This window comes from Janthinobacterium sp. GW456P, assembly GCF_002127655.1.
Classification (GTDB): domain Bacteria; phylum Pseudomonadota; class Gammaproteobacteria; order Burkholderiales; family Burkholderiaceae_D; genus Janthinobacterium.
In genome coordinates this window covers 500,453-524,355 of the sequence record NZ_NEHB01000001.1, presented here as the reverse complement: position 1 = coordinate 524,355, position 23,903 = coordinate 500,453, and the positions used below count along the sequence as shown (strand labels likewise).

Sequence of the window (23,903 nt, the reverse complement as noted above, 5' to 3'; positions counted from 1 at the left end):
GCTTAGATATATGCGGGCACTAAGCAATGCTTGTGCTCGATATGATATTCAAATTCTTCACGGAAATTCTTAATGAAGGCCCGTACCGGCATGGCAGCCGCATCGCCCAGCGCGCAAATGGTGCGGCCCTGGATGTTGTCGGCGATCGAGTTGAGCATGTCCAGGTCGTCTGGACGACCCTGCCCCTGCTCGATGCGGTGCACCATGCGGTACATCCAGCCTGTGCCTTCACGGCAAGGCGTACACTGGCCGCACGATTCTTCAAAGTAGAAGTAGGACAGGCGTTCCAGCGCCTTCACCATGCAGCGTGTTTCGTCCATCACGATGACGGCGCCCGAACCCAACATCGAACCGGCTTTCGCGATCGAGTCATAGTCCAGGTCGGTCTGCATCATGATGTCGCCGCGGATCACCGGAGCGGACGAGCCGCCAGGGATCACGGCCTTGATCTTTTTGCCACCGCGCATGCCGCCTGCCAGTTCCAGCAGGGTCGCAAACGGGGTGCCGAGCGGCACTTCGTAGTTGCCCGGTTTTTCCACGTCGCCCGAGATCGAGAAGATCTTCGAACCGCCGTTGTTCGGCTTGCCCATCGCCAGGTATTTCTCTGGACCGATGTTCAGCACGAAAGGCACGGCCGCGAAGGTTTCCGTGTTGTTGATCGTGGTCGGCTTGCCGTACAGGCCAAACGAGGCAGGGAAAGGCGGCTTGAAGCGCGGCTGGCCTTTCTTGCCTTCCAGCGATTCGAGCAGGGCCGTTTCTTCGCCGCAGATGTAGGCGCCATAACCATGGTGCGCATGCAACTGGAACGAGAATTCGCTGCCCATGATCTTGTCGCCCAGGAAGCCGGCTGCGCGCGCCTCTTCCAGCGCTTCCTCGAAACGCAGGTATTCCTGGAAGATCTCGCCGTGGATGTAGTTATAGCCCACGGTGATGCCCATCGCGTAAGCGCCAATGGCCATGCCTTCGATCAGCGCATGGGGATTGTAACGAATGATGTCGCGGTCCTTGAAAGTGCCCGGCTCGCCTTCATCTGTATTGCAGACGAGGTATTTCTGGCCCGGGAACTGGCGCGGCATGAAGCTCCACTTCAAGCCGGTAGGGAAACCCGCGCCGCCACGGCCGCGCAAGGACGAGGCCTTGAGGTCGGCGATGATCTGTTCCGGCGTGATTTTCTCTTCCAGGATACGCCGCAGGGCCGAATAGCCGCCGCGCTTCACATAATCTTGCAAATGCCAGTTCTTGCCATCCAGATCCTTCAGGATCAATGGATCGATATGGCGGTTGTGGAGTGACGTCATTTCTTGAGTTCCTCCAGCATGGCGTCGATCTTCTCGTTCGACATCCAGCTGCACATGGTTTTATTACTGACCAGCAAGACAGGCGCATCGCCGCAAGCACCCATGCACTCGCCTTCAACCAGGGTGAACTGGCCGTCTGCGGTGGTTTCACGGAAATCGATACCCAGTTTCTGCTTCAGGTACTCTGCAGCGCGCACGCCGCCCGACAGGGCGCATGGCAGGTTGGTGCACACGGTGATCTTGTGCTTGCCCACGGGTTTCACGTTGTACATATTGTAGAACGTGGCCACTTCCTGCACGGCAATCGCCGGCATGCCGATGTAGTCGGCCAGTTCCTTCATGGTTTCCGGCGCCAGCCAGCCCAGTTCATCCTGGGCATGGGCCAGCGCGGCCATGACGGCCGACTGACGCTGGTCGGCCGGATACTTGGCCAGCTCGCGGTCAATTTTCTTATAGCATTGCTCTGATAACAACATACTTTTTGCCTCTTAGCGGTCAATACTGCCGAACACGATATCTTGCGTCCCGATGATGGTCACGGCGTCGGCAAGCATGTGCCCACGCGCCATCTCGTCGAGCGACTGCAAGTGGGCGTAGTCTGGCGCGCGCAGTTTCATGCGGTACGGCTTGTTGGCGCCATCGGACACCAGGTACACGCCGAACTCGCCCTTCGGGTGTTCCACGGCGCTGTAGGCCTCGCCTGGTGGCACGTGGAAACCTTCCGTAAACAGCTTGAAGTGGTGAATCAAGGACTCCATGTTGGTCTTCATGTCGACGCGGCCCGGAGGCGCCACCTTGCGGTTGCTGGTCATGACAGGACCTTCATTGTTGCGCAGCCACTCCACGCATTGCTTGATGATGCGGTTCGACTGGCGCAGTTCTTCCACGCGGACCAGGTAGCGGTCGTAGCAATCGCCGTTGGTGCCGATAGGAATGTCGAAGTCCATCAGGTCGTACACTTCGTACGGCTGTTTCTTGCGCAAGTCCCACTGCACGCCCGAGCCGCGCAACATGGCGCCCGTAAAGCCCATGGCCAGCGCATCTTCCGGCGAGACCACGCCGATGCCGACGGTACGCTGTTTCCAGATACGGTTGTCGGTCAGCAGGGTTTCGTACTCGTCCACCGAGTTCGGGAAACGGCGCGCGAAGTCTTCGATGAAGTCCAGCAGGGAACCCTGGCGGTTTTCATTGAGCTTGCCGATGGCCTTGGCGTTGCGGATGATCGACGCCTTGTGCTGCGGCATCGCGTCCGGCAGGTCGCGGTATACGCCGCCCGGGCGGTAGTAGGCCGCGTGCATGCGCGCGCCCGACACTGCCTCGTAGGCGTCGAACAAGTCTTCGCGGTCGCGGAAGCAATACAGGAACGGGCCCATGGCGCCGACGTCCAGCGCGTGGGTACCGAGCCACATCAGGTGGTTCAGGATACGCGTCATCTCGTCGAACATGACGCGGATGTATTGCGCGCGCAGCGGCACTTCCAGGCCCAGCATCTTTTCGATGGCCATCACGTACGCGTGTTCATTGCACATCATCGACACATAGTCGAGACGGTCCATGTACGGCACGGATTGCAGATAGGTCTTCTGTTCGGCCAGCTTTTCGGTGGCGCGGTGCAGCAAGCCGATATGCGGGTCGGCGCGCTGGATGACTTCGCCATCCATCTCCAGTACCAGGCGCAGCACACCGTGCGCGGCCGGATGCTGCGGCCCAAAGTTCAGGGTGTAGTTCTTAATCTCAGCCATTATTTCATCCCGTAATGTTCTTCGCGGATCACGCGCGGCACGTTTTCCCGCGGCTCGATCGTCACGGGCTGGTAAATCACGCGCTTTTGTTCCGGATCGTAACGCATCTCGACATAGCCGGAGACGGGGAAATCCTTGCGGAACGGATGGCCGATGAAACCGTAGTCGGTCAGCAGGCGGCGCAAGTCGTTGTGGCCTTCGAAGAGGATGCCCAGCAGGTCGAACGCTTCGCGCTCGTACCAGTTGACCGAACGCCAGATGCCGACCACGGAGGGCAGCAGCGGCATGTCGTCGTCGGGCGCGAATACGCGCACGCGCACGCGCCAGTTGTGCTTGACCGACAGCAAGTGCGAAACGGCCGCAAAACGCAGGCCGTCCCAGCTGCCGTCTCCATAGGTCGAGTAGTCGACGCCGCACAAGTCGATCAATTGCTCGAAGTGCAGGCTCGGATCGTCGCGCAAGGTCTGCATCACGGCCAGGTAGTCCGCGGCCTTGACCTGCAAGGTGACTTCGCCCAGCGCAACCGTCGTGCTAACGCGATCGCCCAGGGCAGTGCCGAGGGCGTTTTGCAATACTTCTAAATGTGTTGTCATAATCTGAAGCGGCCCGGTTAGCGTGCGATCGTGCTGGTACGCTTGATCTTGTTCTGCAACTGCATGATGCCGTACAGCAAGGCTTCAGCGGTCGGCGGACAGCCAGGCACATACACGTCGACGGGCACGATACGGTCGCAGCCGCGCACCACGGAATAGGAGTAATGGTAGTACCCGCCGCCATTGGCGCAGGAACCCATCGAGATGACCCAGCGTGGCTCTGCCATCTGGTCGTAGACCTTGCGCAGGGCCGGCGCCATCTTGTTGCACAGGGTACCGGCAACGATCATGACGTCGGACTGACGCGGCGACGGACGAAACACGACGCCGAAACGGTCCATATCGTAGCGGGCTGCGCCCACATGCATCATTTCGACCGCACAGCAGGCCAGACCGAACGTCATCGGGAACATAGACCCGGTGCGCGCCCAGTTGATCAGCTTGTCGGCCGAGGTGGTGATGAAACCTTCGCTTAATACGCCTTCAATAGCCATGGCTTATTCCCAGTCAAGGGCACCTTTCTTCCAAATGTACCAAAATCCGACCACGAATTCAGCGATGAACACCATCATCGTGACGAAACCGGCCCAACCCAGGTCGCGCATTGCAACGCCCCATGGGAAAAAGAATGCCGTTTCCAGATCGAACAAAATAAACAGGATTGCGACCAGATAGTAGCGCACATCGAATTTCATGCGCGCGTCTTCGAATGCTTCAAAACCACATTCGTACGGGGAGAGTTTTGCTGCGTCAGGCTTGTTAGGACCTAACAGGCGCCCCAGGAGCTGGGGAGCGATACCGACACCGAGGCCGATAATAATGAACAGCAGGACGGGGAAGTAATTTTCGAGGTTCACGATTGATAAGCTTATATTGAACGATCGGTTAAATGAGGACGCTGCGATCATTTGCAGCGTATCTAACGCACGACCCCAATCAAAGCTAAGACCAGGATCGAACGACACATCCTCGTAAAAAAAGCCAGCAACTTTGTACGAGCCATGGCTCGTGCGCCGTTGCTGGCTTCTGATTTCTGGTGCCGACGACGAGACTCGAACTCGTACAGCTTGCGCCACTACCCCCTCAAGATAGCGTGTCTACCAATTTCACCACGTCGGCGGTAAGGCCCGTATTCTACTCTGCTTTGCCGCTAAAGTTAATGCACAAATGCATCAAAACACAGATAAAAACGATAAATTTTTACATCTTCCAGCGCGCCACGATTTTTTCCTGCCGCACTGCTAAAACATTGAGCAATAATCTGCCCGTAATGAGAATTACTCTCGATGAGGCATCGAGTCGATACAAAATTACTTCGGAATTGCGCCGGCCGGGGTGCTGGCAACCGGTGCCGCCGCTGCCGGAGCGCTGGCCGCCGGCGCTGCCGCAGGCACCGTCGTCGGGATCGCGCCCGCGCCGGTCACTGGCACCGGCTTGACGACTTTGTCCATCACGCCGCCGCCCACCGTGGTGGCGCGCTGATTGGCCATCAGCGACAGGGCCAGGGTGGCGCCGAAGAAGATCGCGGCGGCAACGCCGGTCGACTTCGACATGAAGTTCGACGAACCCGTCGCACCGAACAGGCTGCCCGAGGCGCCCGAACCGAAGGCGGCACCCATGTCGGCGCCCTTGCCGTGCTGCAGCAACACCAGCGCGATAATCGACAATGCCGAAATAACCTGTACTACCACTACCAGATTGAACATCATGTTCATTGCAATTCCATTCTTAGTTTAAATTAATTCAATCGGCGGCGTGAATAATCGCCAGGAAATCCGCCGCCTTCAATGCCGCTCCACCGATCAGACCGCCATCAATATCCGGCATCGCCATCAATTCTTTTGCGTTCTCCGGCTTCATGCTGCCGCCGTACAAGATCTGCACGCCGGCGGCCGCTACCGCATTCTTTGCCGCCAGCTGGGCGCGCAATACCTGATGCACGTCCTGCGCCATTTGCGGCGTGGCCGTCTTGCCCGTACCGATGGCCCACACTGGCTCGTAAGCGAGCACCAGTTGCGCCACGTCGTCGGCCGCAATCGCCGCCAGCACGGCGCCCAGCTGCTGCGCCACGACCGCGTCGGTCTGACCCGCTTCGCGCTGCGCCAGGGTCTCGCCGATGCAGACGATAGGCGTGATGCCTGCCGCCAGCGCGGCAACCGTCTTGGCCGCCACTTGCGCATCGCTCTCGCCATGGTAGGCGCGGCGCTCGGAATGCCCGATCACCACATAGCCGCAGGCAAAATCCTGCAGCATGGCGGCCGAGATTTCGCCCGTGTAGGCGCCGCCGGCGTGCGCGGACACATCCTGCGCGCCCCAGCCCAGTGCCGTGCCTGCCAATTGAGCCTGGCACTGCGCCAGATACGGCGCGGGCACACAGACGGCGCTGGCGGCGCCAGAAGCAGGCAGGCCAGCCACTATTTCAGACAATAACACCGCGTTCGAGGTGCGACTGCCGTTCATTTTCCAATTTCCGACGACGAGTTTGCGACGCATAGTAGCCTAAATTCTTAATAACCCGTCATTCTAACTCCGGCACCGATGCCGGTCAAACAGGCAGTGCTCCGTTTCAGGCAACCTGCAACATGATCTTGCCCACGTGCGTGCTCGCTTCCATCAAGGCATGTGCCTCGTTGGCCTTTTCCAACGGGAAAGTTTGATAGATCACGGGCTTGATCTTGCCCGCTTCGATCAGCGGCCAGACGGTCGTACGCAGGTGGTTTGCGATGGCCGCCTTGAAGGCGACGGAACGGGGGCGCAGGGTCGAACCGCTGACGCTCAGGCGGCGGCGCAGCAAGGCACCCAGGTCCAGTTCCGCCCTGGTGCCGCCCTGCACGGCGATCAGGCCGATGCGGCCATCGTCGGCCAGGCAATCGATTTCACGCGGCAGGTAGTCGCCGCCCACCATGTCGAGGATGACGTCAACGCCTTTGCCATCGGTCAGTTCCTTGACGACGGCGACGAAATCTTCCGTGCGGTAATTGATACCGCGCTCGGCGCCCAGCGCCTCGCAGGCGCGCGCCTTCTCGTCGCTGCCCGCCGTGGCGAACACGCGGTGGCCGAGCGCGGCTGCCAGTTGAATGGCCGTCACGCCGATGCCGGACGTGCCGCCCTGCACCAATAACGTTTCGCCGTCGGCCAGCGCGCAGCGGTCGAACACATTGCTCCAGACGGTAAAGAAGTTTTCCGGCAGGGACGCGCCTTCCAGCGCCGTCAAGCCTTTCGGCAAGGGCAGGCACTGGCCGGCGGGTGCGGCGCAGTATTCGGCATAGCCACCGCCCTGCACCAGCGCGCAGACCAGGTCGCCCTTCTTGAATTCGGTGTTGCTGAAATCGCCATCGACGACTTCGCCCGCCACTTCCAGGCCAGGCAAGTCGGAGGCGCCGGCGGGCGGCGCATACTTGCCCAGGCGCTGCAGCACGTCGGGGCGGTTGATGCCGGCCGCGTGCACCTTGATCAGCAGTTCGCCCGCCTTACATTGCGGCATGGGACGTTCGGCGATCCGCAAAACGTCGGCGGGACCTGGCTGGCTGATGGCAACTGCACGCATGGCGGGACTCTTTCAAGGGAAAACGGCGATTGTACGCCAAGCCGTCCACCCTTGCAGGCCGCTACACGGTCGCTCAGCCACCGCCCGTTTTCGACTGGCGCGGCAAGGGCGTGCCCGGCTTCCATTGGGCCGACAGGGCCTGCCCTTCCTCGACCTGCTCATGCGTCATCTTGCGCACCACGGCGGCGCGCTGGTCGGCCGCATTCGCGTTGCCATTCGCGGCCGCCAGGTTCCACAACATGTAGGCGATGACGTTGTCCTGCTGCACGCCGCCCATGTGATAGCGGTACATCAGGCCCAGCACCTGCTGCGCCTCGGCATGGTTCTGCTCGGCCGCCTTGCGGAACCAGCCGACGGCCTGCTTATGGTCCTGCAGCACGGCGTTGCCCGTGTAATACATGGCGCCCACCACGTACTGGGCGTCGGCCTTGCCCTGCTCGGCCGCCTTGCGGTGCCAGAACATGGCTTGCTTGTAATCCTGCGGCAAGCCCCGCCCCATGTAATACATCAAACCCAGCAAATGCTGGGCATCGGCATTGCCGGTCTTAGCAAGGGGCAATATCTCCTTGTAAGCCAGCGCGTAATTCTTGTTGTTGTAGGCGCTGGCGCCTTCGGCGAAGCCAGCCCGCGCGGGTAGCTGTATCGTCAACAGCATGAGTAATGTAATGATCAGTTTTTTCATCGGAATGGGATGTGGTCTGACTGCTTGTTCTTGTCCTGCAGAAGGCCTGCGGCAGGATGCTTTTATTTCCAGCTAACTTTGCCCAGGCCCTCGACGCTGACATCGCGATTGGCCGGTTTGCCGTACACCACCACCGAACCGAGTCCACTCAGGTTCAGCTTGGCATTCGTATGGGCATTCACCGTAGCATTACCCAGGCCGCTCAATTCCAGGTTGACGGCATCGACTTCGAACTGCTGCGCATTCAGGCTGCCCAGGCCGCCCAGGCTCGCTTTCAGCAGGCGTCCGCGTCCGCCCAGCACCACGGAACCGGCGCCCTGCAAGTCCAGCTCCGCGCGCTCATTGTTGCCGATCCAGAGTTGCATGCTGCCCACGCCGCCCAGGCTGGCATTGAGCTTGCGGTAGTCGCCGACCAGCTTGATGCTGCCCGCCCCTTCCAGCGACAGGGTCAGTTCCTCGCCCTTGAAACCCGTGATGTCCGTGCTGCCAAAGCCTTCCGAGCTCAGTTCGCGCAAGTTCGGCAAGACCAGGTCGGCGCGGATCGACGAAGGGCCGAGCTTGAAGCCGCGCACTTCCGTTTCAATGTGCAGGGTGTCGCCGCTTTGCGCCGTGCTGACGTCGGCGATGTAGCGCTTGTCGGCCGTGATGCTCAGTGAAGGCACGTTGCCCTGGCGAATGCGCACCTCCATCACGCCGTCGAGCTTGACCCGCACCACGCGGGCGTCGACGTTGCGCATTTCCAGCAAGCGGGTCTCGGCGGCCACGCCGCGCACCAGGCCCAGTGTCGCCAGGAACAGCAGCGCCAGTTGCAGTATCTTTTTCATGTAGTGCATCCTCGGTATCTTGTTTTTATGTATTGCGGCGCCCGCGTCGGGCGGCCGGCATTGCATCGCGCCTTGCACTCTAGCAGCGCGGAAAATGACTGGCAATCAATTATGCGAAACGGGCTTTTTCGGCGGCGTTCAGGCGCTTGGCCTTGACGACCACCACTTGCATGGCAGCCTTGTTTGCCGGCGCAGCCACGGTGGCCGTGGAACTGGCCACTTGCAGGGCCGGGGCGGCCGGAGCGATGGCGTAGCAGCCGGCGCCGAGCAGGATGGCGGCGGCAACGGCGATGATTTCCATGTTTTTAGCGACGTTCATGTTGTTCTCCTCGGGTCTCTGGCAGTGGGCTTGCGGTATGGTGTCACTATAGCCATACCGCCCCCGCCAGACACGCCGATTGCGACGAACTGCGCTTTTGGCAGGCTGGCCTGACAAAAACGCGGATGAACGCGCAGATCGCTACGCTTGCAGCTTAAAACTCTTCCCACTCGTCGGCGCCGGACTTGGCCGCCTTGACGGGCTTGGCCGGCGACAGCGCGCGGGCCGGCGCGCGCGGCACGGCAGCCGGCGCGGCCGGTTTCGCCTTGAGGCGCGTCACGGGCGCCGGTGCCGCGGCAGGGCCAGCATCGCCCAGGCGGAACATGCCGACCGCCTGCGCCAGGTCCACGGCCTGCTCCTGCAGGCTTTCCGCGGCGGCCGCCGCTTGCTCGACGAGGGCCGCGTTTTGCTGCGTCATGGTATCCATGTGCGTGACGGCCGTATTGATCTCGCCGATGCCGGCGCTCTGTTCGCGGCTGGCCACCGTGATCTCGCTCATGATGGTCGTCAGTTGCTGCACCGAGGCGACCACCTGGTCCATGGTCTGGCCCGCTTCATTGACGAGGCGGCCGCCCGCATCGACCTTCTCCACCGAGTCGCCGATCAATTCCTTGATTTCCTTCGCCGCGCCAGCGGAGCGTTGCGCCAGGTTGCGCACTTCGGACGCGACCACGGCAAAGCCCCTGCCCTGCTCGCCCGCGCGCGCCGCCTCGACGGCCGCGTTCAGGGCCAGGATATTCGTCTGGAAGGCGATGCCGTCGATCACGCCGATGATGTCGACGATCTTGCGCGAGCTTTCCTGGATGCCGGCCATGGTGCCCACCACCTGCTGCACCACGCGGCCGCCCTTGGCCGCCACTTCCGAGGCGGACACGGCCAGCTCGTTGGCCGCATGCGCGTTTTCCGCATTCTGCTTGACGGTCGAGGTCAGCTCATCCATCGAGCTGGCTGTTTCTTCCAGCGCGCCCGCCTGCGCTTCCGTGCGCGAGGACAGGTCGGCATTGCCGGCGGCAATATCGGCCGATTCGCTGCGCACCAGGGTGCTGATGCTGCGGATCTGCACCAGCACGGTGGCGATCTTTTCGACGAACAAGTTAAACGCCTTGGCGATCTGCGCCAGCTCGTCCGAACCTTCCGCGTCGAGGCGGCTGGTCAGGTCGCCGTCTCCCGTGGCGATCGCTTCCATCGCATCGCGCACCAGGCCCAGGCGGCGCAAGGCGCGTGCCACCAGCACGCTCAAGACCGTGGCGGCCAGGGCCAGCACCAGCAAGGCCGTCAGGACCGAGGCGCGCAGCATGGAAGTCAATGCCTGCGTCGCTTCCGCCCGGTCGAGCACGGTAGCCAGCAGCCAGTCGCTGCCCGGCACTTTACTCACATGCAAGATGCCGTTACGGTCGCCCAGGCGGATGGCGGCACCGTCGCCGCTCTTTTCGATATCGGCCAGCGCCTGTGCGCTCAGGCCAGGGTCCAGTTCGGCCAGCGGCTTCAGGGTCAGCTTGCCGTCCGGGTGGGCGATGATCTTGCCGCCGCCGTCGACGAGGAAGGCGTAGCTCGATGCCGTTGGCTTGATCGAGGCGACGTTTTGCACCACCGCATCCATCATCACGTCGGCCGCCATCACGCCCGTCACGCTGCCCTTGCCGCCCAGCGGCTCGGCAAACGTCACCACCAGCTTGCCCGTGCTGGCGCCGATATACGGCGCCGTGATGATGGGGCCGCCCACTTCGGACGCCAGCTTGTACCAGGGCCGTGCCGTGGGATCGTAGTCGGCGGCGCGCTTGCGCTCCTGCGAGAAGACGGCGTGCTTGTCGGCAAAACCGATATACGCCATGTCGAACGTGCCAGCCTGCTCGGCCGCCTTCAGGGCCGGCAAGGGATCGGCCGCCGTGGCACCCTGCTTGAGCGAGCCCACGACGGCTTGCTTGGAACGCAGCCATTCGGCGATGGCTTGCGCATGGCTGTGCGACAACTGCAGCATCTGCGTGTCGAGCGCGGCCAGGGTGCTTGCGCGGGTGGTGAAGAAATTGGCGATGGCGACGGCCAGCATGGCCAGCACGACGATGGAAACGGCGATGGCGATCAGCCGCGCCTTAAGGGAGGACAACATGGTGCATCCAATAAAAAGAGAAAATCGGGAGGGATGCACCATGGTCGGCGAATAAGATTTTGTCGTCAAGCAATACTGACTATCAATTACCCATAAACAACAATTGATACCATGCATTAATCGAACAATTGCCAATCAGATATCGCCGCGCAGCTTGCGCAAGGCCGGCGATTCGCCGCCCGTCGTTTCAATGCGGAAGCGGGCAAATGCCTGCTCCAGTTCAGGGTACTGGCGCAAGCCGCCTTCCGTAAAATAGCGCCCGCCCGGGATATCGCCCCATGGCAGCGGTGCGCTCAAGGCGCCGCTGCCCGCCAGGGCCAGCAGCGGCTCGAGCGCGCTGCGCAGGTCGGCCACCTCGCCGTCGGCGGGCGCCAGGCGCGCCAGCAACTGCGCCAGTTCGGCGGCATGGGCTTGCAAACGCTGCTGATCCATCTTCTCTCCTCAATTCTTGATCGTGCCGATCAGCACGGGTGCCGACCATAAGCTGCGATTGGGAAGCAAATACTGCTGCGCCCCGCCCTTGCGCCGCACCAGCCCGCCCAACTCTTCCGTCGGCGCCACCTGGCTGACGAACACGTTGACGGTGCCCTTGGGCATGATCTGATACACATCATACAGCGGCGCCTCGCTCTTCAAAGGCAAGCCGAAGCAGTCGGCCAGGGTGGCGCAGCGGCCCGATGCCAGCTGCAATTGCGCGCTGGTGGTGAAATACGGCGAATACGGCGACACATTCTGGCCATGCGGCACGATTTTTACCAGCGCGGCGGCCATCGGCTGCAGGGCCGGCAAGGTGCTGCCGGACGCGAGCTGCTCGACGGCCCGCGCATAAATGGTGTCGGCCGAAGCGGCCGGGTCGGCGGCGCGCAGTTCGCGCAGGAATTGCTGCCCTGGCCCGCTATCGAGATAGGAGTCGATAGCCTCACGCGGCAAGCCGGCCGTCCTGAAGGTGCTGAGGTCATTGATTTCGCGCGCATGCACGGCGCGCAAGGCGTCGAGGTCTTGCGCCGGCATGGCCGTGGACGCGGCGGCAATGGGGATGGGCAGCGGCACCGGCGTGGCTGCGTTGTCCAGCTGCGCCCAGGCCCCGGGCGCGACGGCAAGCAGAAAGGCGGCGGCCAGCCCGCGGAATGTGCGCATGCTGCATCTCCTTGGAAGACTCGTTCGAGGGAAAATCCCACTCCGAATCTACAAGGCGCGGCAGCGGCCGATACGCGCTGGATCAATGTGGATGCACGAACCGGCACCCGCGTTCGATACAACGCAAACGACGCGCATAAAAAAACCGCCAGGGCTAGCGCGCTGGCGGTTTTTGAGCATGCGGACCAAGCCGCACTCAGGCTAACTCAGACGAACTTAAGCGGCTGGCGCTTCGTTGCCTTCGGCAGCTTTCATCGACAGCTTCAGGCGGCCGCGGTCGTCCGTTTCCAGCACTTTGACGCGCACCAGCTGGCCTTCTTTCAGGTAGTCGGCCACGGCGTTGACGCGCTCGTTGGCGATCTGCGAGATGTGCAGCAAGCCGTCCTTGCCTGGCATGACTTGCACGATGGCGCCGAAGTCCAGCAGTTTCAGCACGGTGCCTTCGTAGGTCTTGCCCACTTCGACGGAAGCGGTCAGTTCCTCGATGCGGCGCTTGGCTTCCTGGCCCGCTTGCGCGTCGACGGAAGCGATGGTGACCACGCCTTCGTCGCTGATGTCGATCTGGGTGCCCGTCTCTTCAGTCAGCGCGCGGATCACGGCGCCGCCCTTGCCGATCACGTCACGGATTTTTTCCGGGTTGATCTTGATGGTGATCAAACGCGGTGCGAAATCGGACAATTCGGTTTTGACGTGCGGCATGGCTTTTTGCATTTCACCCAGGATGTGCTCGCGGCCTTCCTTGGCTTGCGCCAGTGCCACTTGCATGATTTCCTTGGTGATGCCCATGATCTTGATGTCCATCTGCAGCGCCGTGATACCGTTGCGGGTACCGGCTACCTTGAAGTCCATGTCGCCCAGGTGATCTTCGTCGCCCAGGATGTCGGACAGCACGGCAAACTTGCCGCCTTCCTTGATCAGGCCCATGGCGATACCGGCCACGTGTTCTTTCATCGGCACGCCGGCGTCCATCAGTGCCAGGCAGCCGCCGCACACCGATGCCATCGACGAGGAACCGTTCGATTCCGTGATTTCCGACACCAGGCGCACCGAGTAGCTGAACTCTTCAGCTGCTGGCAAGGCGGCGATCAGCGCGCGCTTGGCCAGGCGGCCGTGGCCGATTTCGCGGCGTTTTGGCGTACCGACACGGCCCGTTTCGCCGGTGGCGAACGGAGGCATGTTGTAATGCAACATGAACGAATCGGTGAACTCGCCCATCAGCGCATCGATCTTCTGGCTGTCGCGGGCAGTGCCCAGGGTAGCGACGACCAGCGCCTGCGTTTCGCCGCGCGTAAACAGGGCCGAACCGTGGGTGCGTGGCAGCACGCTGGTGCGGATCGAGATCGGACGCACGGTGCGCGTGTCGCGGCCGTCGATGCGTGGCTCGCCGTCCAGGATTTGCGTACGCACGATTTTCGCTTCGATGTCGAACAGGATGTTGTTCACTTCAGCGCTGTCGATCGACGCGCCGCCGTTGGCAGCCGCTTCGGCCGACAGGTCGGCGATCACTTCCGACGTCGCCGCTTTCAGCTTGGCCGTACGCTCTTGCTTGTCCTTGGTTTGATACGCGTCATTGATCTTGGCGTTGGCGAAATGCGCGACGCGGGCGATCAGTGCTTCGTTTTTCGGCGCAGGCGCCCATTCCACTTCCGGCTTGCCGCCGTCGCGCACCAGATCGTGGATCGCGTCGATGACGACTTTCATCTGGTCGTGGCCGAAGACCACGGCGCCCAGCATGATTTCTTCGGACAGTTGCTGCGCTTCCGATTCGACCATCAGCACGGCCGTTTCGGTACCGGCGACCACCAGGTCCATTTGCGAGGTTTTCAATTGCTGAACGGTCGGGTTCAGGATGTACTGGCCATTGGCGTAACCGACGCGCGCGGCGCCGATAGGACCATTGAAAGGCACGCCCGACACGCACAGGGCAGCGGAAGCGCCGATCATGGCGGCGATGTCCGGATCGATTTCCGGGTTGACCGACAACACGTGAATGATGACTTGCACTTCATTCAGATAGCCTTCCGGGAACAGCGGACGGATAGGACGGTCGATCAAACGGGATGTCAGTGTTTCTTTTTCGGAAGGACGGCCTTCGCGCTTGAAAAAACCGCCCGGGATTTTACCGGCAGCATAAGTTTTCTCGACATAATCAACCGTCAAAGGGAAGAAATCCTGGCCTGGCTTGGCATCTTTGCGTGCCACCACCGTTGCCAGAACGACGGTATCTTCGATCGACACCAGCACTGCGCCGGATGCCTGACGTGCGATTTCGCCGGTTTCCAGGGTCACTTGGTGTTGACCGTACTGGAAGGTTTTCGTAACTTTGTTAAACATTGGGGTATCCCTTTTCTAATTGCCGACAGATTTTCAGGGGCTGTCGTTCACCTCACCACAGGCGGCGGAAACATCGTTGCCGCCTTTACCACTTTACTTTTAAAACATGATATCGGTAGAGAATACTGTACTTCTCGACATAAATCCGGAATTCAAATGACAAAATGCCCGCGTCAGCGAACTGGCGCAGGCATTTCTGTATAAACCTTGTACGGCAAAAATTACTTGCGCAGACCAAGTTTAGCGATCAGGTCGCGATAACGGGTAGCGTCTTTAGCCTTCAGGTAGGACAACAGGCTCTTACGACGGTTGACCATCATGATCAGGCCGCGGCGGGAGTGGTGATCTTTCGAGTGGGCTTTGAAGTGGCCGTTCAGTTCGTTGATACGAGCTGTCAGCAGTGCAACTTGCACTTCAGGGGAGCCGGTGTCGTTTTGACCACGTGCGTTGTCCGCGATGATAGCGGCTTTGTTGATGTTTTCTACTGTCATGATAAACCTTTCACATGCGGTGCACAGAGTCTGAACCCTATCCACCGTGAACTACGATTATTAAAAGTCTGGCCCTAGCTACAAACCAGACGCGCAAGTATATCGGAAAAATGCCCGCCTGTATCCTGCCGTGCGCGCTTTTCTCGGTGCATGATAGGGTTTTCCTGCATTTCAGGAGGTCAAACATGAAAAAACTGCTCAAATTAGCAACGCCGCTGCTGTTTGCCGTGCTGGCCGGCTGCGCCAGCTGGAACGTCCCGCCGCCCCAGCCGGGCGAGCCGCGCGCCGCCGTGGAAGCGCGCCTGGGCCGGCCGACCAATATCTACCAGCTGCCCACGGGCCCGGAACTCGAATACGCCACGGGCCCGTACGGCCAGTACACGTATATGGCCCGCTTCGGTCCCGACGACAAGCTCATTTCTTATGAACAAGTGCTCGACACGCCGGGCTTTGCCCGCATCAAGGTGGGCGTCTCGACCCAGCAGGACGTGCTGCACATCCTGGGCCGCCCGACGGAAACCTCCTACCTGGCGCTGCCCAAACTCCATGTCTGGTCCTACCGCTACAAGGAATCGGGCGTCTGGGATTCCATGATGCACGTGCACTTCGACCACGACGGCATCGTGCGCATGATGATGAACGGCCCCGATCCGGCCAAGGAAGAGCGGCGGTTTTTTTGGTAAAACATTGCCGGCATAACGACGCCTGATAAAAMCGTAGCGAGCGGAAGAGAGAGGTGGCTAAGAAGCGCAACCGTACTCTAGTACGGTGAGCATCGCAGGCCACCTATATCGACGCGCAGCAGGTTTAATCAGGCGTCCTCCCTAAGGCTGCGGATCAATCCTCTCATCCTTGGCATGCAGCTTGTTCAAGGCCGACAAATACGCCTTGGCCGACGCGACGATGATGTCGGGGTCGGCGCCCACGCCGTTGACGATGCGCCCGTCGCGCGACAGACGCATCGTGACTTCGCCCTGCGACTGCGTGCCCGTGCTGATCGCATTGACGGAGAACAAGACCAGTTCCGCGCCGCTGGCGGCCGCACTTTCGATGGCGTTGACGGTCGCGTCGACGGGGCCATCGCCCCGCCCTTCGCAGCTGCGCTGTTCGCCGCCGACGAGGAATTCCACGCGCGCATGGGGCACGGCGCCCGTCGTCGACTGCTGCGCCAGGGAAATGAAACGGTAGTGCTCACTCTCCTGCGCCTGCTGCTCCTCGCTGACGAGAGCCATGATGTCTTCGTCGAAAATCTCGGATTTACGGTCGGCCAGTTCCTTGAAACGCAGGAAAGCCGCGTTGACGTCCACTTCGGATTCGAGCGCGATGCCCAGCTCCTGCAGCCGCTGCTTGAAGGCATTGCGGCCCGACAGTTTTCCCAGGACGATCTTGTTGGCGGTCCAGCCCACGTCTTCGGCACGCATGATTTCATACGTCTCGCGCGCCTTTAAAATGCCGTCCTGGTGGATGCCGGACGCATGCGCAAAGGCGTTCGCGCCGACGACGGCCTTGTTCGGCTGCACGGCAAAGCCCGTGATCTGCGACACCATTTTCGAGGCGGCCACGATTTGCGTCGTATCGATGCCCACCGTCAGATTGTAATAGGCGGCACGCGTGCGCAGCGCCATCACCACTTCTTCCAGCGCCGTGTTGCCGGCCCGCTCGCCCAGGCCATTGACGGTACACTCGATCTGCCGCGCGCCGCCGATCATGACGCCGGCCAGCGAATTGGCGACAGCCAGGCCCAGGTCGTTATGGCAATGCACGGACCAGATGGCTTTATCGGAGTTCGGTATGCGTTCGCGCAAGCGCTTGATGGTGGCGCCGAAGATTTCCGGCACGGCGTAGCCCACCGTATCGGGGAAATTGATGGTGGTGGCGCCCTCGGCGATCACGCCTTCGAGCACGCGGCACAGAAAATCCTCGTCCGAGCGGCTGCCGTCTTCGGGACTGAATTCGATGTCGTCCGTGAACTGGCGCGCGTAGCGCACCGCGTTCTGCGCCTGCAGCAGGACTTCCTCGGGCGTCATGCGCAGCTTCATCTGCATGTGCAGCGGCGACGTGGCGATAAACGTGTGGATGCGCCTGCGCTCGGCAGGCTCCAGCGCTTCGGCGGCGCGGGCGATGTCGCGGTCGTTGGCGCGCGACAGCGAACAGATGGTCGACTCGCGCACGGCGCCGGCAATCGCGCGTATCGACTCGAAGTCGCCCTGCGAGGCGGCGGCGAAGCCCGCTTCGATCACGTCGACCTTCATGCGCTCGAGCTGCTTGGCGATGCGCAGCTTTTCCTCGCGCGTCATGGAGGCGCCCGGCGATTGCTCGCCGTCGCGCAAGGTGGTGTCAAAAATAACGAGTCGGTTGCTGGTGTTCATGGCTGCTCCTGGCTGGCTGAAGACTGGCGACGCTACCGACTCGCCGCATTAATGCTCGGGGTCGGTCTGGATGATGCTGACGGGCTTGCCCTTCGCCATGCGCCAGAAAAACACGGCGTAGCCGGACAGGCCATAGGCAACGAAAATCGGGAACAGCACTTTCGGCGGGTCGATGGAAATGAGCGCGAAGAACAATGCCAGCAGGAATACCACGATGAAAGGCACGGACTTGCGGAAATTCACATCCTTGAAACTGTAGAACGGCACGTTGGTGACCATGGTCAGGCCGGAAAACAAAGCGATCGTCCACGACACCCAGGCCAGCTGGTTACCGGCGAATTCCAGGTCGTTCATCAGCAGGATGAAGCCGGCCACCATGGCCGCCGCCGCCGGGCTGGGCAAGCCCTGGAAGAAGCGCTTGTCGACCACGGCTATGTTCGTGTTGAAGCGGGCCAGGCGCAGGGCGGCGCCGGCGCAATACACGAAGGCGGCCAGCCAGCCCAGTTTACCCATGCCGCGCAGCGACCATTCGTAGATCACCAGCGCCGGCGCGGCGCCGAACGACACCATGTCGGACAGGCTGTCGTACTGGGCGCCGAATTCGCTCTGCGTATTCGTCAGGCGCGCGATGCGTCCGTCGAGGCCGTCGAGGATCATGGCGATGAAGATGGCCCAGGCCGCGTGTTCGAATTTCTGGTTCATGGCCATGACGATGGCGTAGAAGCCGCAGAACAAGGCTGCCGTCGTGAAGGCGTTCGGCAACAGATAGATGCCGCGGCGGCGCAAGGTTTTCTTGCCAGTGCCATCGGTCACCGGCTGGCGCACGAATTTGCTGAAGCGGGACGCTTTGGATGCTGCGGGAGTGCCGTTCTTGCCTCTACGACGGGGGAAGTTTGCCATGTTGTTCCATATTTTGTGTGCTACGGGAATCGGTGCCAGATGGCAGGCGCAAGACTGTCAAGGCATGCGCCCGCCGATGTTGTCATTATAGAGGAGCCGCCGCCAAAGAAAAGCGCGGCGGCGTCAAGCCGGCAATATTGACGCCGATACACGCCTTATTTGAACTTGATCTTCGCCACCAGGCCCATGTTGAGGGTCGTTTCGCCCGCTTCGAAGCTCGGTTCAGCCACCTGGCTGCCGCCATACGCCATGGCGTCGGCGCTCATGGCGCGCGCGCCGGCCACGTTGGCCCGCTGCGCATAGTTGCCCGAACCTTCGAAATCGATGGTGTCGATCACGGCGTCATTGACGTTGCGGCCCATGGCGCCGGCGATGGCGGCCACGCGCTCGTTGAGGTTCTTGTAGGCGGCGGCGATGCGCTGGTCGTCGAGCTTACGCACGGTGGCGGGCGCCAGGCCGAAGTTCAGGCGGTTCAGGGTCAGCACGCCTTGCGCTGCGGAAACGGTCTTCGGTAAGGCGGCCAGGTTGGTCGTCGTTACCTGCAGATACTGGCCGACTCGCCAGCCGGTCGGCACGCGAGGTTTGGCGGCGACGCCCGGCGGCAAGGGCGCCGTTTCCGGGTACACGGCATACGTGTAATAACCCTGTGTCTTCAGCACGGCTTGCGGGTCGGCCTTCTTGACGATGGCCACGCCCTGATTCATCTTTTGGTTCACGCGCGAGGCGGCGGCGGCCTTGCCCTTGTCCTGCTCTTCGATGGCCAGGGTGACGGTCACCTGGTCGTTCGCATGCACCACTTCGCCGTTGGCGGGCACCACCACGAGGGTGCCGAGGGTGGCAGAGGCGGGCAACGCCTGGGCTTGTGCGCCCAGGGCAACGGTGGCGGCGGCTGCGGCCAGCAGCGATTTCATGAAGGTCATGGTGTTCTCCTGGAAAATAATGGGGCAAAAACGACCATGGGGCCAACAGCCCCATGATCTTTTTAAAACATGCTGACGCGGAAATCTTCCTGCGTTAATCAGCTTACTTCAGCTTACTTGAACTTGACCTTGCCGACGACGCGCATGTCGAGCGTCGTTTCGCCCGGTTCGAAGCTCGGTTCGGCGACGGTGCTGTCTTCGGCCATCTTGGCGCTGCGCATCATCATCGGCGCGGCGGCAGGACGGCTTTCCGTGGCGTAATTGCCCGAACCTTCGAAGTCCACCGTATCGAGCACGGCGTCCGAGACGTTGCGGCCCATGGCCTTGGCGATGGCGGCCACGCGCTCGTTCAGGTTTTTATAGGTGGCGGCGATGCGCTGGTCGTCCAGCAAGCGGATGGTTTCCGGCTTCAGGCCGAAATTCAAACCATTCAGGGTCAGTACGCCTTGCGCCGCCGACACGGTTTTCGGCAGGGACGCCAGATTGGCCGTCGTCACTTCCAGGTACTGGCCCACGCGCCAGGCCGTTGGCAGGCGCGGCTTGGCCACGGCGCCGGCGGGCAATGGGCGCTCTTCCGGATACACGGGATAGGTGTAGTAGCCGTACGATTTCAGCGCGGCGGAAGGATCGGCCTGCTTGACGATGGCGATACCCTTGTTCATCTTCTGGTTGACTCGCGACGCGGCGGCAGCCTTGTCCTTGTCCTGTTCTTCGACGGCCAGCGTAGCGACCACCTGGTCATTGACATGCTTGACTTCACCAAATGCGGGCACGACCACCAGGGTGCCGGAAGTCGGCAAAGATTGGGCTTGCGCGCTCAGGGCAACGGTGGCTGCGGCGGCAACAAGGACGGATTTCATCACGGTCATGGGGTACTCCTAGGTAGTTAATGTGGCTGACAAGGAGCAATGGGGCGCGCTCTGCACTACCCCATTTCTCTTGAGAAACTTGTCAAACTGTGTAGATTCTAACGCCTCGTTCCTTCCCGTGGCGCAAATTAACAAATCGTCACAAAATGCGCTTGCCTGTCACATCTGCTCACATTTCAACACACTGCCATTCAAAATAACAATGTTATTAGTGACCCAGCACCGCGCCGCCGCTACGCCGGCCTGGCTTGAAACTGTGGCGGCGCGCGCACCAGGCGACGGTCAGGGCCACCAGCAGCAAGGCCAGCATGGCCCAAGGGAACGACGCCGCGCCATAGCCGTCGAGCAGCATGCCGCCCGCCAGGCCGCCGCCCGCGATGGCCACGTTCCAGATGGTCGCCACCATCGCCTGCGCCACATCCATGCCGTCGCCGGCCGCGTCCGCCGATGCCGTCTGCAGCAAGGTGCCCGCGCCGCCAAAGGTGATGCCCCAGATGGCCATGCTGACATAGATCACGATGGGGGAATCCATCGCCAGGCCCAGCGCGACCATCACGAGGGCAAAGGCGGCGATGCAGCCCAGCACGAGCGGGCGCAGCCAGCGATCGATCAGCTGGCTGACCAGCCAGATGCCGGCCAGCGAACCCACGCCATACACGAGCAGCACCAGGTCGACGCGGGGACGCAAGCCGGACGGCGCCAGGAACGGTGCGATATAGGTATATAAAATGTTATGCGCCAGCATCCAGGCGACGATCACCGCCAGAATCGGCCGCACGCCCGGCGTCACGAACACCTGGCGGATCGACAGGCGCTCGCCATTCTTTTGCCCCGGATAATCGGGCACGGCCAGCAGCACCCACGCGACCAGCACCACGGCCATGGCGGACATGATGCCGAAGATGCTGCGCCAGCCCAGCATGCCGCCCATCAGGGTACCCAGCGGCACGCCCAGCGACAGGGCCAGCGGCGTGCCGATCATGGCGATCGCCATCGCCCTGCCCTGCTGCTCCACGGACACCATGCGGCGCGCATAGCCGGCCATCAGGCCCCAGGCCAGCCCGGCGGCCATGCCTGCGACGAAGCGCGCGACCAGAGCGACGATATAGTTAGGCGCCAGAGCCGTCGCCGTATTGAAGATCAAGAAGCCGACGACGGCCAGCAGCAAGACATTGCGCCGGCGCCAGCCGCTCGTCAGGGCCGTCAGAGGAATCGCCGTCAGAATGGAACCGATGGCGTACACGGTCACCAGTTGGCCCGTCATGACTTCGGAAATGCCGAGGTCCCGGGCAATCTGCGGCAGCAAGCCGGCCGGCAAGGTTTCCGACAGAAGGGCGAGGAAGGCCGTCATGGCCAGGGCCAGCAAGGCGAGGATGGGAAGTCGCGCGGGAATGGAAGAGTCTGCAGTGCCCGGCATGGGCACTGCGGCGGTAATACGGTCGGTCATAGGGGTCCTTCAGATTGCGCAGGCGATTAAATAACCAGCGCCTGGCGTGCTACAAAAGCGGTGATGCGCGTTGCGGTCGGCAGATACCGAAACAGATGCAGTCCACAGGAAACTGCAAAGGAAGGGCGGAATTGTAAAGCAAACGCGGCAACAGCGTGCGTACGAAAACAACCGTGCTCAAGCTGGCGTCATGCAGGCATCATTGGCTGCCTTGCGCGGCGAAAACCAGGCATTCGATTTCGGGCTGTACAGGAAGGCGCAGATGACGACGAACGTGAGCGTGCCAGGCAAGACATCCATCTTGAGCGGCACGGTCGCCAGGCAGATCACCGTATCGATCACGCCCCACGCCAGATACACGGTGCGCGCGCCACGCTGCCTTTGCAGCATGGCCAGCGCTGCCACCAGGGTGATGCCCTGACTGAAGATCAAAATCGCGTACTGCACCTGGGCGGGAATCGCGCCGTGCGCCATCGACGCCAGCATGGCGGGATCGTTGCGGCCGAGGTAAGCCGACGCCAGGGCGCACAGCGCGCCGATGATCAGGAACCAGCAGCTGATGGCGACCGAGACGGGGCGCTTGAGCACATGAAGATTCCCGACAAACACTTTAGAAAAAACAAGCATGGCGCTGGCGGTATTTTTGAAGGGCCCTGATTGTAACGGATGTGGCTGACCAGGCGCCTGCGCACAAAAAAAGCCGGCTTGCGCCGGCTTCTTGTGAAGCACACCAACTGCTTAGTTTTTCGACTGGTCAACCATCTTGTTCTTGGCGATCCAAGGCATCATGGCGCGCAGTTTCGCGCCCACTTCTTCGATCTGGTGCTCGGCCGTCAGGCGGCGGCGCGAGATCAGGGTCGGGGCGCCTGCCTTGTTTTCCAGGATGAAGCTCTTCGCGTATTCGCCCGTTTGAATGTCTTTCAGGCATTGACGCATCGCATCCTTGGTGGCCGAGGTCACGACCTTAGGACCGGTCACGTATTCGCCGTATTCGGCGTTGTTCGAGATCGAGTAGTTCATGTTGGCGATGCCGCCTTCATAGATCAGGTCGACGATCAGCTTGAGTTCGTGCAAGCACTCGAAGTACGCCATTTCCGGCGCGTAGCCCGCTTCCGTCAGGGTCTCGAAGCCGGCCTTGATCAGTTCCACGGCGCCGCCGCACAGCACGGCCTGTTCGCCGAACAAGTCCGTTTCGGTTTCTTCACGGAAGTTCGTTTCGATGATGCCGGCACGGCCGCCGCCGTTGGCCGACGCGTACGACAGGGCGATATCGCGGGCGATGCCCGATTTGTCCTGGTACACGGCGATCAGGTGGGGCACGCCGCCGCCCTGGGTGTAGGTGGCGCGCACGGTGTGGCCCGGCGCTTTCGGCGCGACCATGATCACGTCCAGGTCGGCGCGTGGCACGACTTGGCCGTAATGCACGTTGAAGCCGTGGGCGAAGGCCAGCACGGCGCCTTGCTTGGCGAACGGCGCGATGTTTTCGTTGTAGACCTGGGCGATGTTTTCATCTGGCAGCAAGATCATGATGACGTCGGCCGCTTTCACGGCGTCGTTGACTTCCGCCACTTTCAGGCCCGCTTGCTCGACCTTGGTCCACGAAGCGCCGCCCTTGCGCAGGCCGACGGTGACGTTGACGCCCGAATCGTTCAGGTTTTGCGCGTGCGCGTGGCCTTGCGAACCGTAGCCGATGATGGCAACGTTTTTACCCTTGATCAAGGAGAGGTCAGCGTCTTTGTCGTAAAAAACTTTCATGGTATTTCCTATCTATTTTGATGATGCGTTGTTGTTTTAAATGCGGCGCCAGGGCCGCGCAATGCTGTTGTGTGCTTTTATACTTTGAGGATGCGTTCGCCGCGGCCGATGCCGGAACCACCGGTGCGGACGGTTTCCAGGATGGCGGCGCGGTCGATCGAATCGATGAACGCGTCGAGCTTGACCTTGTTGCCGGTCAGTTCGATCGTGTACGTCTTTTCGGTGACATCGATGATGCGGCCACGGAAGATATCGGCGGTGCGCTTCATTTYCTCGCGCTCCTTGCCCACGGCACGAACCTTGATCAGCATCAACTCGCGTTCGATATGCTGGCCTTCGGTCAGGTCCACCACCTTGACTACCTCGATGAGGCGGTTCAGGTGCTTGGTGATCTGCTCGATGATGTCGTCCGAACCGCTGGTGACGATGGTCATGCGCGACAGGGTCGAGTCTTCCGTCGGCGCCACCGTCAATGTTTCGATGTTGTAGCCGCGTGCCGAGAACAGGCCCACCACGCGCGACAGGGCGCCCGCTTCGTTTTCCAGCAAGACAGAAATAATATGGCGCAT

26 protein-coding genes and 1 tRNA gene are annotated in these 23,903 nt (G+C 61.4%); 1 reads left to right on the top strand and 26 read right to left on the bottom strand.

Annotated elements, in window-relative coordinates; all coding sequences use genetic code 11:
- Positions 1–2: 2 nt before the first annotated feature.
- The 18 genes from nuoF to rpsO form a co-directional block, all read right to left on the bottom strand.
- Entirely contained in the window at positions 3–1,298 is a 1,296-nt protein-coding gene (gene nuoF, locus CBW66_RS02300; protein ID WP_086140200.1) for an NADH-quinone oxidoreductase subunit NuoF, read from the bottom strand.
- Positions 1,295–1,774, bottom strand: coding sequence for an NADH-quinone oxidoreductase subunit NuoE (nuoE, locus tag CBW66_RS02295; protein WP_035820520.1), 480 nt, complete (start codon positions 1,772–1,774; stop codon positions 1,295–1,297). Before nuoE ends, nuoF begins: the two co-directional genes overlap by 4 nt.
- Before the next feature lie 12 nt (positions 1,775–1,786).
- Positions 1,787–3,040 carry an NADH-quinone oxidoreductase subunit D gene (locus CBW66_RS02290; protein WP_034749992.1) on the bottom strand — a complete coding sequence of 418 codons (1,254 nt, stop codon included), beginning with the start codon at positions 3,038–3,040 and terminating at the stop codon, positions 1,787–1,789.
- Complete coding sequence (locus CBW66_RS02285; protein WP_086140199.1) at positions 3,040–3,633, bottom strand: NADH-quinone oxidoreductase subunit C; 594 nt, start codon at positions 3,631–3,633, stop codon at positions 3,040–3,042. The genes CBW66_RS02290 and CBW66_RS02285 overlap by 1 nt, the downstream gene beginning before the upstream one ends.
- A gap of 17 nt (positions 3,634–3,650) precedes the next feature.
- Positions 3,651–4,127, bottom strand: a complete 477-nt coding sequence (locus CBW66_RS02280; RefSeq protein ID WP_010399733.1) for an NADH-quinone oxidoreductase subunit B family protein — start codon at positions 4,125–4,127, stop codon at positions 3,651–3,653.
- Between the two features lie 3 nt (positions 4,128–4,130).
- Positions 4,131–4,490: an NADH-quinone oxidoreductase subunit A gene (locus CBW66_RS02275; RefSeq protein ID WP_010399734.1), complete on the bottom strand. Its 360-nt coding sequence runs from the start codon at positions 4,488–4,490 to the stop codon at positions 4,131–4,133.
- A gap of 177 nt (positions 4,491–4,667) precedes the next feature.
- A tRNA-Leu gene (locus tag CBW66_RS02270) sits at positions 4,668–4,752 on the bottom strand.
- Between the two features lie 191 nt (positions 4,753–4,943).
- Positions 4,944–5,348 (bottom strand): preprotein translocase subunit SecG, encoded by a 405-nt coding sequence (secG, locus tag CBW66_RS02265; RefSeq protein WP_034749996.1) that lies wholly within the window; start codon positions 5,346–5,348, stop codon positions 4,944–4,946.
- 28 nt (positions 5,349–5,376) lie between these two features.
- Positions 5,377–6,126 carry a triose-phosphate isomerase gene (tpiA, locus tag CBW66_RS02260; protein WP_086140198.1) on the bottom strand — a complete coding sequence of 250 codons (750 nt, stop codon included), beginning with the start codon at positions 6,124–6,126 and terminating at the stop codon, positions 5,377–5,379.
- Positions 6,127–6,199: 73 nt separating this feature from the next.
- The gene (locus tag CBW66_RS02255) at positions 6,200–7,180 is read right to left on the bottom strand and encodes an NAD(P)H-quinone oxidoreductase (protein ID WP_086140197.1); all 981 of its coding nucleotides are present in this window, start codon (positions 7,178–7,180) and stop codon (positions 6,200–6,202) included.
- A gap of 73 nt (positions 7,181–7,253) precedes the next feature.
- Positions 7,254–7,862, bottom strand: a complete 609-nt coding sequence (locus CBW66_RS02250; protein WP_070288760.1) for a tetratricopeptide repeat protein — start codon at positions 7,860–7,862, stop codon at positions 7,254–7,256.
- 62 nt (positions 7,863–7,924) lie between these two features.
- A complete protein-coding gene (locus CBW66_RS02245; RefSeq protein WP_070224115.1) occupies positions 7,925–8,686 on the bottom strand; it encodes a DUF2807 domain-containing protein in 762 nt (253 codons plus the stop codon).
- A gap of 109 nt (positions 8,687–8,795) precedes the next feature.
- A complete protein-coding gene (locus tag CBW66_RS02240) occupies positions 8,796–9,005 on the bottom strand; it encodes a hypothetical protein (protein WP_086140196.1) in 210 nt (69 codons plus the stop codon).
- 154 nt (positions 9,006–9,159) lie between these two features.
- The gene (locus tag CBW66_RS02235; protein WP_172402223.1) at positions 9,160–11,112 is read right to left on the bottom strand and encodes a methyl-accepting chemotaxis protein; all 1,953 of its coding nucleotides are present in this window, start codon (positions 11,110–11,112) and stop codon (positions 9,160–9,162) included.
- Between the two features lie 135 nt (positions 11,113–11,247).
- Entirely contained in the window at positions 11,248–11,544 is a 297-nt protein-coding gene (locus CBW66_RS02230; protein WP_086136418.1) for a hypothetical protein, read from the bottom strand.
- A gap of 9 nt (positions 11,545–11,553) precedes the next feature.
- Positions 11,554–12,249, bottom strand: coding sequence for a hypothetical protein (locus tag CBW66_RS02225; RefSeq protein WP_086136417.1), 696 nt, complete (start codon positions 12,247–12,249; stop codon positions 11,554–11,556).
- 216 nt (positions 12,250–12,465) lie between these two features.
- Positions 12,466–14,583 (bottom strand): polyribonucleotide nucleotidyltransferase, encoded by a 2,118-nt coding sequence (gene pnp, locus CBW66_RS02220; protein WP_086136416.1) that lies wholly within the window; start codon positions 14,581–14,583, stop codon positions 12,466–12,468.
- A 221-nt stretch (positions 14,584–14,804) separates the two neighbouring features.
- Positions 14,805–15,074, bottom strand: coding sequence for a 30S ribosomal protein S15 (gene rpsO / locus CBW66_RS02215; protein ID WP_010399743.1), 270 nt, complete (start codon positions 15,072–15,074; stop codon positions 14,805–14,807).
- Positions 15,075–15,259: 185 nt separating this feature from the next.
- Between rpsO and bamE the strand changes: the two genes are divergently transcribed.
- A complete protein-coding gene (gene bamE / locus CBW66_RS02210) occupies positions 15,260–15,757 on the top strand; it encodes an outer membrane protein assembly factor BamE (protein ID WP_086136415.1) in 498 nt (165 codons plus the stop codon).
- A 141-nt stretch (positions 15,758–15,898) separates the two neighbouring features.
- Here bamE and CBW66_RS02205 read toward each other — a convergent pair whose 3' ends face one another.
- The 8 genes from CBW66_RS02205 to ilvN form a co-directional block, all read right to left on the bottom strand.
- Positions 15,899–17,443 carry a 2-isopropylmalate synthase gene (locus CBW66_RS02205; RefSeq protein WP_086136414.1) on the bottom strand — a complete coding sequence of 515 codons (1,545 nt, stop codon included), beginning with the start codon at positions 17,441–17,443 and terminating at the stop codon, positions 15,899–15,901.
- Between the two features lie 48 nt (positions 17,444–17,491).
- A complete protein-coding gene (pssA, locus tag CBW66_RS02200; protein ID WP_086136413.1) occupies positions 17,492–18,343 on the bottom strand; it encodes a CDP-diacylglycerol--serine O-phosphatidyltransferase in 852 nt (283 codons plus the stop codon).
- Between the two features lie 155 nt (positions 18,344–18,498).
- Entirely contained in the window at positions 18,499–19,263 is a 765-nt protein-coding gene (locus tag CBW66_RS02195; protein WP_086136412.1) for an SIMPL domain-containing protein, read from the bottom strand.
- Between the two features lie 113 nt (positions 19,264–19,376).
- A complete protein-coding gene (locus tag CBW66_RS02190) occupies positions 19,377–20,132 on the bottom strand; it encodes an SIMPL domain-containing protein (protein ID WP_086136411.1) in 756 nt (251 codons plus the stop codon).
- Positions 20,133–20,340: 208 nt separating this feature from the next.
- Positions 20,341–21,549 (bottom strand): MFS transporter, encoded by a 1,209-nt coding sequence (locus CBW66_RS02185; RefSeq protein ID WP_230491971.1) that lies wholly within the window; start codon positions 21,547–21,549, stop codon positions 20,341–20,343.
- A gap of 207 nt (positions 21,550–21,756) precedes the next feature.
- A complete protein-coding gene (locus CBW66_RS02180) occupies positions 21,757–22,167 on the bottom strand; it encodes a hypothetical protein (RefSeq protein WP_086136409.1) in 411 nt (136 codons plus the stop codon).
- A gap of 150 nt (positions 22,168–22,317) precedes the next feature.
- A complete protein-coding gene (gene ilvC, locus CBW66_RS02175; RefSeq protein ID WP_086136408.1) occupies positions 22,318–23,334 on the bottom strand; it encodes a ketol-acid reductoisomerase in 1,017 nt (338 codons plus the stop codon).
- Between the two features lie 77 nt (positions 23,335–23,411).
- A complete protein-coding gene (gene ilvN / locus CBW66_RS02170) occupies positions 23,412–23,903 on the bottom strand; it encodes an acetolactate synthase small subunit (RefSeq protein ID WP_086146454.1) in 492 nt (163 codons plus the stop codon).

Bases quoted from the DNA above. Each gene is read 5' to 3' on its own strand.
- nuoF (WP_086140200.1), bottom strand. From the start codon at position 1,298: ATGACGTCACTCCACAACCGCCATATCGATCCATTGATCCTGAAGGAT.
- nuoE (WP_035820520.1), bottom strand. From the start codon at position 1,774: ATGTTGTTATCAGAGCAATGCTATAAGAAAATTGACCGCGAGCTGGCC.
- CBW66_RS02290 (WP_034749992.1), bottom strand. From the start codon at position 3,040: ATGGCTGAGATTAAGAACTACACCCTGAACTTTGGGCCGCAGCATCCG.
- CBW66_RS02285 (WP_086140199.1), bottom strand. From the start codon at position 3,633: ATGACAACACATTTAGAAGTATTGCAAAACGCCCTCGGCACTGCCCTG.
- CBW66_RS02280 (WP_010399733.1), bottom strand. From the start codon at position 4,127: ATGGCTATTGAAGGCGTATTAAGCGAAGGTTTCATCACCACCTCGGCC.
- secG (WP_034749996.1), bottom strand. From the start codon at position 5,348: ATGAACATGATGTTCAATCTGGTAGTGGTAGTACAGGTTATTTCGGCA.
- tpiA (WP_086140198.1), bottom strand. From the start codon at position 6,126: ATGCGTCGCAAACTCGTCGTCGGAAATTGGAAAATGAACGGCAGTCGC.
- CBW66_RS02255 (WP_086140197.1), bottom strand. From the start codon at position 7,180: ATGCGTGCAGTTGCCATCAGCCAGCCAGGTCCCGCCGACGTTTTGCGG.
- CBW66_RS02250 (WP_070288760.1), bottom strand. From the start codon at position 7,862: ATGAAAAAACTGATCATTACATTACTCATGCTGTTGACGATACAGCTA.
- CBW66_RS02245 (WP_070224115.1), bottom strand. From the start codon at position 8,686: ATGAAAAAGATACTGCAACTGGCGCTGCTGTTCCTGGCGACACTGGGC.
- CBW66_RS02240 (WP_086140196.1), bottom strand. From the start codon at position 9,005: ATGAACGTCGCTAAAAACATGGAAATCATCGCCGTTGCCGCCGCCATC.
- CBW66_RS02235 (WP_172402223.1), bottom strand. From the start codon at position 11,112: ATGTTGTCCTCCCTTAAGGCGCGGCTGATCGCCATCGCCGTTTCCATC.
- CBW66_RS02230 (WP_086136418.1), bottom strand. From the start codon at position 11,544: ATGGATCAGCAGCGTTTGCAAGCCCATGCCGCCGAACTGGCGCAGTTG.
- CBW66_RS02225 (WP_086136417.1), bottom strand. From the start codon at position 12,249: ATGCGCACATTCCGCGGGCTGGCCGCCGCCTTTCTGCTTGCCGTCGCG.
- pnp (WP_086136416.1), bottom strand. From the start codon at position 14,583: ATGTTTAACAAAGTTACGAAAACCTTCCAGTACGGTCAACACCAAGTG.
- rpsO (WP_010399743.1), bottom strand. From the start codon at position 15,074: ATGACAGTAGAAAACATCAACAAAGCCGCTATCATCGCGGACAACGCA.
- bamE (WP_086136415.1), top strand. From the start codon at position 15,260: ATGAAAAAACTGCTCAAATTAGCAACGCCGCTGCTGTTTGCCGTGCTG.
- CBW66_RS02205 (WP_086136414.1), bottom strand. From the start codon at position 17,443: ATGAACACCAGCAACCGACTCGTTATTTTTGACACCACCTTGCGCGAC.
- pssA (WP_086136413.1), bottom strand. From the start codon at position 18,343: ATGGCAAACTTCCCCCGTCGTAGAGGCAAGAACGGCACTCCCGCAGCA.
- CBW66_RS02195 (WP_086136412.1), bottom strand. From the start codon at position 19,263: ATGACCTTCATGAAATCGCTGCTGGCCGCAGCCGCCGCCACCGTTGCC.
- CBW66_RS02190 (WP_086136411.1), bottom strand. From the start codon at position 20,132: ATGACCGTGATGAAATCCGTCCTTGTTGCCGCCGCAGCCACCGTTGCC.
- CBW66_RS02185 (WP_230491971.1), bottom strand. From the start codon at position 21,549: ATGCCGGGCACTGCAGACTCTTCCATTCCCGCGCGACTTCCCATCCTC.
- ilvC (WP_086136408.1), bottom strand. From the start codon at position 23,334: ATGAAAGTTTTTTACGACAAAGACGCTGACCTCTCCTTGATCAAGGGT.